Below are 13,177 nucleotides of genomic sequence, written 5' to 3' on the forward strand. Positions count from 1 at the left end.
GCGGAATCTGTCTATACAGCGAAGGGACAGCCATGCACTGGCCGGGTGGCGCCCTCCGCGACACCTCAGCAATGCAGGCCCGGACAAATTTGTCATGGGTTCTGCTTCGCACTGGGCCGGTCTCCGGGCTCAGGACATCAGTGATGCCGCCTTCCCGCGCGAAGAGCGCAGTGGCTGTGTGGCATTACCTGCGAGCAGATATTCGCGGCTCGCGATCCTTTACCGTTGCGGGGGCAGCGTCGGACTTGCACCGACTTCCCGTTTCACCCCATGACCTGTTGGCCAATGGGGCACCCAGTGCGACTGGAAGCGGGGTGGACTCTAGGGGGAATGCGCGCCGGGGTCAAGCTTGCCGGCACGAATCAGTTAATGGAAGGCAGCCGCTGGCGGACGGCGGTTTCAATACCCTTTGCATCCAGGCCGCACTCGGCCAGCATCTCGGCTGGCTTGGCGTGCTCGACATACCGGTCCGGCAGCCCTAGATTGAGTACTGGTATTGCGGTGCCTTCGGCAGACAACCATTCGTTCACTGCGCTGCCGGCGCCGCCCATCACTGCATTCTCTTCCAGCGTTACCAGCAAGTCATGGCTGCTGGCCAGTTGGCTGATCAGGTCGACGTCCAGCGGTTTGACGAAACGCATGTTGGCGACACTGGCATTCAATGCTTCGGCGGCCTCCAATGCGTTGGCGTGCAGAGTACCAAAACACAGGATGGCAACCTTTTCGCCTCGGCGCGTCAGTACGCCCTTGCCTATGGGCAGCCCTTCGAGCTCCGGCTCGATGGGTACGCCCGGTCCGGTGCCGCGCGGGTAGCGCACAGCGGCGGGCCCGTTGTGCAGAAAGCCGGTCGTCAGCATCTGCCGCGTTTCGTTTTCATCGGCAGGCGCCATGATCAGCATGTTCGGCAGGCAACGCAGGAAGGACAGGTCAAAACTGCCAGCGTGGGTCGGGCCGTCCTCGCCTACCAGCCCGGCACGATCAATGGCAAAAAGGACATCCAGGTTCTGCACGGCTACGTCATGTATGACCTGATCATAGGCGCGCTGCAGGAAGGTCGAGTAAATCGCCACCACGGGCTTGGCACCTTCACAGGCCATGCCCGCAGCCAGTGTTACGGCATGTTGTTCGGCAATGGCAACATCGAAATAACGCCGCGGATAGCGCTCGCTGAACGCAATCAGGTCCGAGCCCTCTTTCATCGCCGGGGTAATACCAATCAGGCGTTCGTCCTCGGCTGCCATGTCACAGAGCCACTGGCCAAACACGCTGGAAAACTTCTGTTTGCTTACCCCGTTGCCATTGCGCTTGGGTTCAAGCTTGGTGATCGCGTGGTAGCCGATGGGGTCTGCCTCGGCGGGGGAGAACCCCTTGCCTTTCTGGGTAACCACGTGCAAGAACTGTGGGCCCTTGAGCTCACGCATATTGCCCAGGGTGGACACCAGCGTCGGCAGGTCGTGACCGTCGATCGGGCCAATGTAATTCCAGCCCAGCTCCTCGAACAGGGTGCCCTGCACCAGCATCCCCTTGGCGTGCTCTTCGGTTCGGCGTGCCAGCTCCCAGGCTGAAGGGATCTTGGACAGGACTTTTTTGCTGCCTTCGCGCATGTGCGAATAGGTGCGGCTGGACAGAATCTTAGCCAGATAATTGGACAGGCCGCCAACATTGCGGGAAATCGACATGTCGTTGTCATTAAGTACCACCAACATGTCAGCTTCCACATCAGAGGCGTGGTTCAGTGCTTCAAACGCCATGCCGGCGGTCAGAGCACCGTCGCCGATGACCGCAACGGTGCGCCGGTCCAGCCCCTGCAGTCCGGCTGCGATCGCCATGCCCAATGCTGCGCTGATCGATGTGCTGGAGTGACCGACGCCGAAGGTGTCGTAGGGGCTCTCGCTGCGCCGGGGGAAAGCGGCGAGGCCATCCTTCTGGCGCAGGGTGCTCATCTGCTCGCGGCGTCCGGTCAGTATCTTGTGCGGATAGGCCTGATGGCCCACATCCCAGACAATGCGGTCGTCCGGAGTGTGGTAGGTATAGTGCAGGGCGATAGTCAATTCAATAACACCCAGGCCTGCGCCAAAGTGCCCGCCGGTCTGGCTGACTGTCCAGAGCAGATAGGCACGCAGTTCATCCGCCAGCGTTGGCAGCTGATCTTCATCCAGCTCGCGCAGGCGCGCGGTGGTATCAATGCTGTCCAGCAGCGGGGTGTCAGGCCGTTCGCGGGGTATCTCGTGGAAAGTACTTGGCATCAAACAGGGCTCTGGGTGCCGGGACGACGGGCACAATTAAAACAGCAGTTTAACCGATGCGGGCGGATAGCCCAAGACTGCCGGCTGATCAGAAATCCCGTTGCACAATATAGTTGGCGAGCTGTTGCAGTCGCGCACTGTCGGGACCCAGCGGCTGCAGCGCATCGACGGCCTGATCGCGCAGGGAGGCGGCCAGCTGGCGAGCACCCTCCAGGCCTAACAAGGCTGGATAGGTAGGCTTGTCGCGGGCGAGGTCGGCACCCTGTTGTTTGCCCAGCACACTGGTCTCGCTCTCGATATCGAGAATATCGTCCTGCACCTGAAAAGCCAGGCCAATACACTCGGCATAGGTGCCCAGCGCCTTCAAGTGAGCCTGGCTCGCGTGGCCGCTGGCCAGGGCTCCCAGTTGCACTGAGGCACGTATCAGTGCACCGGTCTTCTGCCGGTGCATGTTCTCCAGGGTCTCTATATCCAGGCTCTGACCAACGGCGCCAAGATCGATTGCCTGACCACCAACCATCCCTGCGGGTCCTGCGGCTGCGGCAAGCAATTGCACCATACGCAAGCGGATAGCCGGATCGAACTGCTCTGCGGCCGCTAGCCAGTCAAAGGCCATAGCATGCAGCGCGTCACCGGCGAGTATTGCAGTGGCCTCGTCGAATGCCCGGTGGCAGGTAGGTTGGCCGCGGCGCAGGTCGTCGTTGTCCATTGCTGGAAGGTCGTCATGGATCAGCGAATAGGCGTGGATCATCTCGACAGCGGCGGCCACCGGATCCGCCTGCGCAATATCACCCTGCAAGGCTTCGCAGCTGGCATAGGCAAGCATGGGGCGAATGCGCTTGCCGCCATTGGTCACACTGTAGCGAATCGCCGAAAACAGTCGATCCAGGCGCGGCTGGTCGGAATTCAGATGCTGGTTGAGATAACCGTCGATGCGTTCCTGGCAGCTACCCAGATATTCCTTGAAATCGGTCATTCAGTCGGCCCGTCGAAGGGTTCGGTCACCGGTTGACCCTGTCGTTCGGTCAGCAAGCTGACCTTCTGCTCCGCCTGGCTCAGCGCTTGCTGGCAATCTCGGGTCAGTGCCACACCCTGCTCGAAGGCAGTCAGCGAGTCTTCCAGGCTCAGTTCGCCGCTTTCGAGCTTTTCGACCAGCCCCTGCAGTGCAGCCAGTGATTGCTCGAAATCCACGGCGGTTTTCTTCTTGGCCATGCTTACCTCGGTTTTCTGGCTAATCGGACTCGGCTGAACAGTATACAAGGGTAATGGGGCGGTCAATCAGCCATACACTTTATAAAAATAGAACAGACTCAAGCTCCAGCCGATCAGAATGACCAGAGCTCTCAGCCATGCGTCGGGCAGCCGGCGGGCCAGGCGACCACCGCAGTAGCCGCCAGCAATCGTGCCAGTCAGCATGATCAGTAGTGCCGGCCAGTGGACCGCACCCGCGACGATGAAAGTTAGCGTTGCAATACTGTATATGACCGATGAAAGCAGACTTTTGATCGCATTGATTTCCACCACCTGCGTACGGCCGGCAATAGCCAGGCTGGCGATCATCATGATGCCCATCCCCGCACCGAAGAAACCGCCATACAGTGACACCAATAATTGGCTCAGGAAACCAACGGGTCCCAGATGGGGGGACTCTTCCCGAGTTCGCTGGCTGGCGACCAGCCTTGCCAGGGATTTGCTGAAGGTAAACAGCAAGGTAGCGAGCAGTAACAACCAGGGAATCAGCCGGTAAAACAGCTGATCGCTGGTCAGTAATAACAGCAGCCCGCCACCCAGGCCACCGATGAGCGCTGCTCCAGCCAAGGGCAGAAGATAACTGTGTAACGGCAGTATGCGCAGTTCACGGCGTAGCGCCCAAGCGGTTGACAAGCTCGCCGGCCACAGTGCGACCGCGTTGGTTGCATTGGCACTGACAGGCGCTATACCTGCCGCCAGCAACGCGGGGAAGGAGAAGAATGTTCCTCCACCTGCCAGAGCATTCATCACTCCGCCTGCAAAACCGCCGGCGATGATCAGCGCAACATGCCATATATCCATACCGAGTCCGCTCTCAGAGTGAACGGCTCAGTATACCGGTGTGCTCGCGCGGAAAGACGAAGTGCAGCGCACAAACTCGCGCCCGCATAATCATGACGTGCTTAACTGGAGGCAATACAGGGAGAACCCATGCAACGAACCCGATTTGAATTTCCTGGCGCCCAGGGCCATGCGCTGGCAGGCCTGCTGGAAATACCTGACACTGGCGAGTATGTCGCCATGGCGCTGTTTGCCCATTGTTTTACCTGCGGCAAGGACAGCGCCGCGGCATCGCGAATTGCCCGGCAGTTGGTGGACCAGGGCATCGCCGTGTTGCGCTTTGATTTTACCGGCCTGGGGAGCAGCGATGGAGAGTTTGCCAACACCAATTTTTCTTCCAATATAGAGGATCTGCTGGCCGCCTCTGCTTGGCTGCAAGAACACCATAGAGCCCCACGCTTGCTGATCGGTCACAGCCTGGGTGGTGCAGCGGTTCTGGCGGCCGCTCAGCAGATGGATTGCGTAGAGGCTGTCGCCACCATTGCTGCGCCATCGACGGCAACACACGTACGGCATCTGTTCGCCGATGACCGTGAAGAAATTCGCCGTCAGGGGCACGCCCGGGTGGACCTGGCTGGCCGGCCATTTACGGTCAAGGCCCAATTTCTCGATGACCTGGAAAAATGGAATTCGGCTGATCACATTAATAACCTGCGCAAGGCGCTGATTGTTTTCCATTCTCCAGTCGATGAACTGGTTGATGTATCCGAGGCTGCAGCGATTTACCAGGCAGCAATGCACCCCAAGAGTTTTATCTCGCTTGATGATGCCGACCATATGCTCAGTCGCAGTGAAGATGCGGTTTATGTGGCGAATGTGCTGGTCGCCTGGGCGACGCGTTATCTGTAATCTGTTTCCCTGCGACCAGAATCCACTCAGATGAAGAATTGACAGGAGTAACACCAATGAAAAAATTTCTCGTGACCCTCCTCTGTACCGGCAGCTTGGCGATCGGCCTGAGTCTGTCTGTTGCCAAGGCAACTACGCACGACGGAGCCTTGAGCGAAGGGGAGATTCGCAAGATCGATCAGGAGTCTGGACGCGTCACCCTGAGCCATGGCCCGATTGAAAACCTGCAGATGCCGGGTATGACCATGATGTTCCAGGTCATGCCGGTTGAGCAGCTGGAAGAGCTTGAAGCGGGTGACAAGGTGAGGTTTCGTGCTGTGCAGGATAATGGTAAGTTGCTGGTTACCGAGATCGAGAAAGCCGAGTGACACCTGCCCCGTGAAACTGCTGCGCACCACGCTCACTGCCGTCATCTGTTCCCTGCTGCTGTCGTTCAATACGCTGGCGGCAGCACTGTTGGCTGTTGATCGATGCATGGAAGGCGCAGGGTCTGAGCTGCATCAGATGGCAGACATGGCGGATATGTCTGACATGCCTGGTACGCAGGCCCACAGTGATTGTGCCGACACTGAAGAAAACTGGATAAGTGCGACAGCGCAGCTGTTATGTGATCAGGGTGGCGAATGTCACATGGGTGGGGCCGTCGTTCCTGCAGCAGCGATGGCATCGTCAGCTTTGCCAGAGTACGCGCCCCCGGTTTTTGCCAAGCCGGCTTTCAGTCCTACCTATCCGACTGCTTTCTGGCGCCCCCCGCGCCACTGATTCCTGAATGATCTGAATCCCGCCCGTATCGGCGGTGTCTGCTTGCGGCTGTCTGGTTCAGACAGCGCGGCATCAGCAACAGGAATCAATATCATGTTTTCCACTTTATTCAGGCGATTGAGTCGCTGCCTGGCGGCCATTGCGCTGGCGCTCGGCCTGGCCGTGCCTGCCGGTGCACTTACCTTCGATCAGACGCTGCGCATCGCCGAGCGTGAAGCGCCCTCGCTTGCGGCGCAGGCAGCCAACAGTCAGGCTGCCCGCAGCGCTGCCATTCCCGCAGGTGCACTTCCAGATCCCCGGTTGGGGCTGGGCCTGCAGAATCTTCCGGTTGAGGGGCCCTCAGCCTGGGACCTTGATGCAGAGCGCATGACCATGCAGCGCATCGGTCTCATGCAGGAAGTGCCAAGCCGCGCCAAACGCCGGGCCCGAGTTGAGCTGGCGCAGGCGGGCATAATGCTTGCCGATGCGCAGCAGGCGGTCGAGCGTCTGGAAGTGCAGCAGGGTGCAGCCCAGGCCTGGATTGCGGTTCTGGCCATTGAGCGCAAGCTGACGGCTTTCGCTGAGCTCCATGCGCAAAACCAACTTTTTGCCAAGGCCGTCGATGCCCGCCTGGCTGGCGGCGCGGGCCTGGCGGCCGACAGCGTGGCGCCCCGCCAGGAAGCGGCGATGCTGGCTGACCGCGAAGACGCGCTTGTGCGCGAGCAAGCGCTGGCGCGAGCCCAGTTGCGCCGGTGGGTAGGCGAGCAGGCCGGCCAGCCACTGAGCGGTGGCTGGCCCAAGTGGCCGGTGGACGCTGACGAGTACCATGATCGTCTACAACGCCATCCTCAGCTTCAGCTGTTCGATCCGCTGTCGCGTCAGGCTCAGGCGGACATTGACCGGGCTATCGCGGAGAAGACGCCAGACTGGAGTTGGGGCGTCGACTATCTGAGAAGGGGGCGGGAGTTCGGCGATATGGTCAATCTCAGTGTGACCTTTGATCTGCCCGTTTTTGCCGGTTCCAGACAGGATCCGCTGATCGAGGCTGAGCGCGCCAGCCTTGCCAGGGTGGAGGCCCAGCGGCAATCGATTGCGCGCACCTACCAGCTCGAGTTAACCGACGCACTTGCCGAATATCAGAGACTTGACCGGACCTTGAACCGGTCAGAAGACACGCTCCTGCCTTTGGCGGAGGAAAAGGTCCGGCTGGCCATGGCGGATTATCGTTCTGGCAGGGGCGCGCTGAACACCGTGATCGATGCCCGTGAGCAACTGATTGATGCCCGCCTGCGCCATATCGACCTGGCACGGGACCGCTCCCTGAGCAACGCCCGCCTGTATTTCGCCTTTGGAGCTGACCACCAATGAAAAACCTATTCGCAAAGATGTTTGTTCTATTGGCAGCGTCTTGCTTGCTCACGCTTGCTCCCGCCCTGGCCCAACCAGCCGAAGAAGACCGTGAGGTGCTTTACTGGTACGACCCGATGTATCCCCAGCAACGTTTCGAAAAGCCCGGTCCGTCACCGTTCATGGACATGGACCTGGTGCCCCGCTATGCGGACAATGACGCCGGCAGTGACGGGACGGTCATGCGGATCGACCCCGGTATTGTGCAGAATCTGGGCATGCGACTGGCGGCTGTCAGCCGCGGGCCGGTCAGCATAACCATCGAGGCAACGGGGCAGCTGACGTTCAATCAGCGCAATCTGGCCGTGGTTCAGGCACGCAGCGCGGGCTTTGTCGAGCGGGTGTATGCATTGGCTGAGCAGGATCAGGTCGCCCAGGGTGCGCCGCTGGCTGATTTGCTGGTACCCCAATGGTCTGCGGTACAGGAAGAGTATCTGTCGTTACGCGGTCTCGGAGAGCCGGAGCTACTGGCGGCTGCGCGTCAACGGATGCGTCTGGCCGGCATGCCGGACACGCTGATTCGCCAACTTGAGCGCAGCGGACGTGCACAAACGCTGTGGACTCTGAGGAGCCCTATTGATGGTGTGCTGCTCGATCTTGAGGTGCAGCAGGGCATGACAATAGCGGCTGGTGCCACGCTGGCGCGAATCAATGGCATAGATACGGTCTGGCTGGTTGTCGAAGTGCCCGAAGCTCAGATCGCCGGTCTGGCGCCCGGACAGACAGTGCTGGCGCGATTACCGGCGTTTCCCGGTGAGTCGCTCGACGGCACTATCGAGGCGGTGCTGCCGCAGGCCAGTCGCGACAGTCGGACAGTTCAGGTGCGCATCGTCCTCGACAATGATAAGCAGCAACTGCGGCCAGGCATGACCGCCGACGTTACCCTGAGTCGTCAGGAAGCCGTGGCTCTGCTTGTGCCAACAGAGGCACTGATTCGTACCGGCAGGCGCACTCTGGTCATGGTTGCCGAGGAAGCCGGCAGATTCAGGCCGGTGGAAGTGCGTATCGGTCGTGAGACGGAAGATAAAACGGTTGTGCTCGAAGGGTTGCAAGAGGGGCAGCAGGTAGTTGCTTCCGGCCAGTTTCTGCTGGACTCCGAAGCCAGCTTGCGTGGTCTGACTGCTGCCCCGGTGGACATGCCGATGTCCATGCCACAGGCGCCCGTGCTGCATCCTTCAGAGGGCACTATCGTCGGCATTGAAGAGGATATGATTTTCCTTGATCACGGACCTTTCCCTACATTGAACATGCCCGGCATGACCATGGGCTTTCCATTTGCAGATCCGGCACTGTTGAAGGGGCTGGAAGAAAATGATCGGGTTCGGGTCGGTGTGCGTGAGAGTGATGAAGGCCTGACTATCGAGACTATCGAGAAAGTGGAGGCTCAGCCATGATTGCCGCGACTATTCGCTGGTCGGTAGCCAATCGTTTCCTGGTGCTGTTGGCGACCCTGTTTGCAATTGCCTGGGGCACCTGGTCGGTACAGAACACCCCGATTGATGCGTTGCCGGACCTGTCCGATGTCCAGGTCATTATCCGCACACCCTATGCCGGTCAGGCGCCGCAGATCGTCGAGAATCAGGTGACCTACCCGCTGGCCACGACCATGCTCTCGGTGCCGGGGGCGAAGACCGTGCGCGGTTATTCGTTCTTCGGTGATAGCTATGTTTACGTGTTGTTCGAGGACGCTACGGACCTGTACTGGGCGCGCTCCCGTGTGCTGGAGTATCTCAGCCAGGTGCAGAGCAGCCTGCCCGCTGGCGCTGAGCCGGCATTGGGGCCGGATGCCACCGGCGTCGGCTGGATTTTCCAGTACGCACTGGTCGACCGCACCGGCCAGCATGACCTGGCGCAGCTGCGCTCATTGCAGGACTGGTTTTTGCGTTACGAGCTGAAAACGCTGCCAAACGTGGCCGAGGTAGCGCCGATCGGCGGAATGGTCAAACAGTATCAGGTTGTGCTTGATCCGGTGCGTATGGCCAGTCAGCAAGTCACCCAGCAGCAGATTGCCCGGGCCATTGATGATGCCAACCGGGAAACCGGCGGTAGCGTGCTGGAACTGGCCGAAAGCGAGTTCATGGTGCGGGCCTCCGGCTATCTGCAGTCGATTGCCGATTTCCGCAGTATTCCGTTGCGCCTGGGTAGCAGCGGAGCACCAATCACTCTGGGCGATGTGGCGGATATTCGCCTAGGGCCGGAAATGCGTCGTGGCATTGCCGAGCTCGATGGAGAGGGAGAGGTCGTCGGCGGAGTCGTCATCCTGCGTAGCGGCAAGAATGCCCGGGAGACCATTGCGGCGGTGAAGACTCGGCTGGAGGAGCTGAAGAAGGGCCTGCCCGAGGGTGTCGAGATTGTTACCACCTACGATCGCAGTGAGCTGATCGACAGTGCCGTAAGGAATCTGAGCTACAAGCTGGTAGAGGAATTCATTGTGGTGGCGCTGGTATGCGTGCTGTTCCTCTGGCACTTGCGTTCCTCGCTGGTGGCAATCGTTTCGCTACCGGTAGGTATTCTGATCGCGTTCATCATCATGCAGCGCCAGGGCGTCAACGCCAACATCATGTCCCTTGGGGGAATCGCAATCGCGATTGGCGCGATGGTGGATGCGGCCATTGTCATGATCGAGAACGCGCACAAGCATATCGAGGCCTGGCATAAGCGCAATCCCGACAAGGAGCTCAAGGGCGATGCGCACTGGAAAGTAATAACGGATGCGGCTGTAGAAGTGGGTCCTGCGCTGTTTTTCAGTCTTTTGATCATTACGCTATCGTTCATTCCGGTATTCACCCTGGAGGCCCAGGAAGGCCGACTGTTTGGTCCGTTGGCATTTACCAAGACCTACGCCATGGCGGCGGCTGCGGGTCTGGCAATAACCCTGGTACCTGTACTGATGGGGTACTGGATCCGCGGCAAAATTCCGGCAGAAGAGCGCAATCCGATCAGTCGAGGGCTGATCAGGGTTTATCAGCCGGCGCTGGATGCGGTACTGCGCTGGCCGAAAGCGACGATCGCCCTTGCTGTAGTGATCTTTCTCAGCGGACTTTGGCCTGTCAGCCAACTGGGTGGTGAGTTCCTGCCGCCGCTGGATGAGGGCGATCTGCTCTATATGCCTACGGCGCTACCAGGACTGTCGCCGCAAAAGGCTGCAGAACTGCTGCAGCGCACCGACCGGATGATCAAGTCCGTGCCTGAGGTCGCCCGCGTATTCGGCAAGGCCGGGCGTGCAGATACCGCCACCGATCCCGCGCCACTGACCATGTTCGAGACGACTATCCAGTTCAAGCCGCGCGACCAGTGGCGCGAAGGAATGACGCCAGAGAAGCTGGTCGAAGAGCTGGACCGGGCGGTACAGGTTCCGGGTCTGGCCAACCTGTGGATTCCGCCGATCCGTAACCGTATCGATATGCTGGCAACGGGGATCAAAAGCCCGATCGGGGTCAAGGTATATGGCTCCGAGCTGGCGCAGATCGATCGCGCTGCCCAGGCTGTCGAAAAGATTGCCAAGGAGATTCCGGGTGTCAGCTCGGCAATCGCTGAAAGGCTGACTGGCGGGCGCTATATCGATATCGACATCGACCGCACTGCGGCAGCGCGCTACGGACTGAATATCGCCGATGTCCAGGCCATTGTGGCCGGTGCGGTAGGTGGGATGAATGTGGGTGAAACCGTCGAGGGTCTGGCGCGCTACCCCATCAGCCTGCGTTACCCCCGTGAATGGCGTGACTCTCTGGGCGATCTGCAACGGCTACCCATTTATACGCCCAGGGGAGATCAGATCACCCTGGGCACGGTGGCGGATATTGCTATCACGGATGGGCCGCCTATGCTCAAGAGCGAGAACGCGCGCCTGACAGGCTGGGTCTATGTGGACGTGCGTGATCGTGATATGGCCGCGGTGGTCGCAGATCTGAAGGCTCGGATCAGTGACGAGGTGGAGCTGACATCCGGGATGAGTATCAGTTATTCCGGCCAGTTCGAATTCATGGAGCGCGCCAACGCCAAGCTGAAGCTGGTGGTGCCTGCGACGCTGCTGATCATATTTGTGCTCTTGTATCTGATCTTCCGCCGTTTCGATGAAGCCTTGCTGATCATGGCGACATTACCCTTCGCACTTACCGGTGGGGTCTGGTTTCTCTATTGGCTGGACTTCAACCTGTCTATCGCCACCGGTGTCGGTTTTATTGCATTGGCGGGTGTTGCAGCCGAATTCGGGGTGATCATGCTGCTGTATCTGACCAATGCGCGAAAGGAGCGTCTCAATGCCGGACTTAATGACGAAGGTTCGCTGATCGATGCGATTCGCGAGGGGGCAGTACAGCGAGTCAGGCCCAAGGCCATGACCGTGGCGGTGATTATTGCCGGCCTGATGCCGATTCTGCTGGGTAGCGGTACGGGCAGTGAAATAATGCGCCGGATTGCTGCGCCGATGGTCGGCGGTATGATCACGGCGCCGCTGTTGTCGCTGTTCGTGCTGCCTGCGGTCTACCTGTTGATGCGCCGACGCTCGACTCAACCAAACTCGCCGCCGCTCTCAGGGCCTGGATAGACCGGGGCGAAACCGCCGCCGGGTGTGCGGAAGTTGGTGGTCTGGCCCTGATAAAGACGGGCAGCCACCCATTGCACCTGGCCAGCATACACGTAGTTACGCAGGTCGAATTTCAGTGTCTGTTGCGATTCGCTGTCACTCAGCATGCGCTCGCCGGGGGTGATCAGAGCCTGCGCCACGTAGTCGCCGGCGAGAATTTCCTCCCAGACCCGCCGGGTCAGCTTGTCACCTCGATAGGCCGCGCGGCTGCCGTAGCCGGCTGCAGGCTTGAAGAAAAGTTGCTTGCGTTGCGCCCAGAGCAGGTCTTCCTTGTCACGGTGAACATGCTGAGTGTGTGGAATGCCGGCCAGCAGGATTTTCCGGGTTTGCTCAGGCACGCCCAGGCGCTTCAGGTGTTCCTCGTCGCTGAGCAGGATCAGGTTGCGCTTGTCGGCGTAGAGCGCATGGGCCTGGGGGTCTGGGGTCAGCAATGCGGCATCCGACAGATAGGCCTCGCGCAAGTGTGCGTGGCTGGGGGACTCCAGCAGAAAGTCCGTCAATCTGTTGTAAACCAGATCAATTGGCAGGCCAGCATGCCACAATTGGCCTGCGCGTAACTCAAGTTCGCCCGGATCGGTAATGACTGTCTTGATGCCATTGCGTTCGAATAGGTGTTTGAACAGCAAGAATTCGGGGTAGAGATACTGGCTCTGCGGATCTGCATCCACAATTGCAATCGTCGCCAGTCGGCTCTTTTTACCGGCCAGGGCCCATTCGCGTTGAAACATGGCGACTATGTCTGTCTCGAACTGGTCTGCCAACGCAGGCGGAGGTATCAGCCCGGCTACCTCCGGACAGCAGGCTCTCTGGGCCCGAGCCATCAGGGCGTTAAGCATCGCTCCGCCGGCATTGGTGTTTATCTCGATCAGACCAAAGCTGTCCTGTGCCACGTGAAAGTCGTAACCCATGAACACTCCCCGAGCGCCGGAAGCATGCCTGCTTTTCGCCGGGGCCTGCGCGTCTATTTCCTCACGGTAGGCTGGGAGAGCGATAACCGATTCGATTGCGGCGATCAGCTCCTGCATGCGCGCCATGTGAGCCGGCGAGACAAACACCGGCTGCGCGGCAAAGATTGTCGGACAACGTTCCTGCAGAAGCTCGAAGAGGTCTGGCGTTCGGGTTTCGCTGGCCAGCGCATAGCGCAGTGCCTGCTGATCGAGACTGATGCAGAAGCACTCGCTGTTGAGTCTCTGGATCATCTGGTTCTGGTCGTTGCCCATGGGCGCCGGATTCCTGCGTGGAGGTTGGTTAACAGCTG

At 59.7% G+C, this 13,177-nt stretch carries 11 protein-coding genes and 1 riboswitch; of the genes, 6 read left to right on the plus strand and 5 right to left on the minus strand.

Annotation, left to right across the window (positions count from 1 at the left end):
• Positions 1–97: 97 nt before the first annotated feature.
• Positions 98–313: riboswitch (cobalamin riboswitch) on the minus strand.
• A 49-nt stretch (positions 314–362) separates the two neighbouring features.
• The 4 genes from dxs to FZF01_RS17745 all read right to left on the minus strand — a co-directional run bounded on the left by dxs (position 363) and on the right by FZF01_RS17745 (position 4,298).
• Positions 363–2,246 (minus strand): 1-deoxy-D-xylulose-5-phosphate synthase, encoded by a 1,884-nt coding sequence (gene dxs / locus FZF01_RS17730; protein ID WP_150279334.1) that lies wholly within the window; start codon positions 2,244–2,246, stop codon positions 363–365.
• Between the two features lie 88 nt (positions 2,247–2,334).
• Complete coding sequence (locus tag FZF01_RS17735; protein ID WP_150279335.1) at positions 2,335–3,222, minus strand: polyprenyl synthetase family protein; 888 nt, start codon at positions 3,220–3,222, stop codon at positions 2,335–2,337.
• A complete protein-coding gene (locus FZF01_RS17740; protein WP_150279336.1) occupies positions 3,219–3,458 on the minus strand; it encodes an exodeoxyribonuclease VII small subunit in 240 nt (79 codons plus the stop codon). Before FZF01_RS17740 ends, FZF01_RS17735 begins: the two co-directional genes overlap by 4 nt.
• 66 nt (positions 3,459–3,524) lie before the next feature.
• Complete coding sequence (locus tag FZF01_RS17745; protein ID WP_150279337.1) at positions 3,525–4,298, minus strand: sulfite exporter TauE/SafE family protein; 774 nt, start codon at positions 4,296–4,298, stop codon at positions 3,525–3,527.
• Between the two features lie 129 nt (positions 4,299–4,427).
• Here FZF01_RS17745 and FZF01_RS17750 point away from each other — a divergent pair, with 129 nt between their 5' ends.
• The 6 genes from FZF01_RS17750 to FZF01_RS17775 all read left to right on the plus strand — a co-directional run bounded on the left by FZF01_RS17750 (position 4,428) and on the right by FZF01_RS17775 (position 11,880).
• Complete coding sequence (locus FZF01_RS17750) at positions 4,428–5,186, plus strand: alpha/beta hydrolase family protein (protein ID WP_150279338.1); 759 nt, start codon at positions 4,428–4,430, stop codon at positions 5,184–5,186.
• 56 nt (positions 5,187–5,242) lie between these two features.
• Positions 5,243–5,554: a copper-binding protein gene (locus FZF01_RS17755; RefSeq protein WP_150279339.1), complete on the plus strand. Its 312-nt coding sequence runs from the start codon at positions 5,243–5,245 to the stop codon at positions 5,552–5,554.
• Positions 5,555–5,564: 10 nt separating this feature from the next.
• Positions 5,565–5,948 carry a hypothetical protein gene (locus FZF01_RS17760; protein ID WP_150279340.1) on the plus strand — a complete coding sequence of 128 codons (384 nt, stop codon included), beginning with the start codon at positions 5,565–5,567 and terminating at the stop codon, positions 5,946–5,948.
• Positions 5,949–6,041: 93 nt separating this feature from the next.
• Entirely contained in the window at positions 6,042–7,295 is a 1,254-nt protein-coding gene (locus FZF01_RS17765) for a TolC family protein (RefSeq protein WP_150279341.1), read from the plus strand.
• On the plus strand, positions 7,292–8,728 hold the full coding sequence (locus FZF01_RS17770; protein WP_150279342.1) for an efflux RND transporter periplasmic adaptor subunit: 1,437 nt from the start codon (positions 7,292–7,294) through the stop codon (positions 8,726–8,728). The genes FZF01_RS17765 and FZF01_RS17770 overlap by 4 nt, the downstream gene beginning before the upstream one ends.
• On the plus strand, positions 8,725–11,880 hold the full coding sequence (locus tag FZF01_RS17775) for an efflux RND transporter permease subunit (RefSeq protein ID WP_150279343.1): 3,156 nt from the start codon (positions 8,725–8,727) through the stop codon (positions 11,878–11,880). The genes FZF01_RS17770 and FZF01_RS17775 overlap by 4 nt, the downstream gene beginning before the upstream one ends.
• Here FZF01_RS17775 and FZF01_RS17780 read toward each other — a convergent pair.
• Positions 11,844–13,139, minus strand: coding sequence for a hypothetical protein (locus FZF01_RS17780; RefSeq protein WP_223825556.1), 1,296 nt, complete (start codon positions 13,137–13,139; stop codon positions 11,844–11,846). The two genes, FZF01_RS17775 and FZF01_RS17780, sit on opposite strands and share 37 nt — an antisense overlap.
• Positions 13,140–13,177 lie beyond the last annotated feature (38 nt).

The sequence above is a fragment of the Halopseudomonas salina genome, assembly GCF_008641105.1.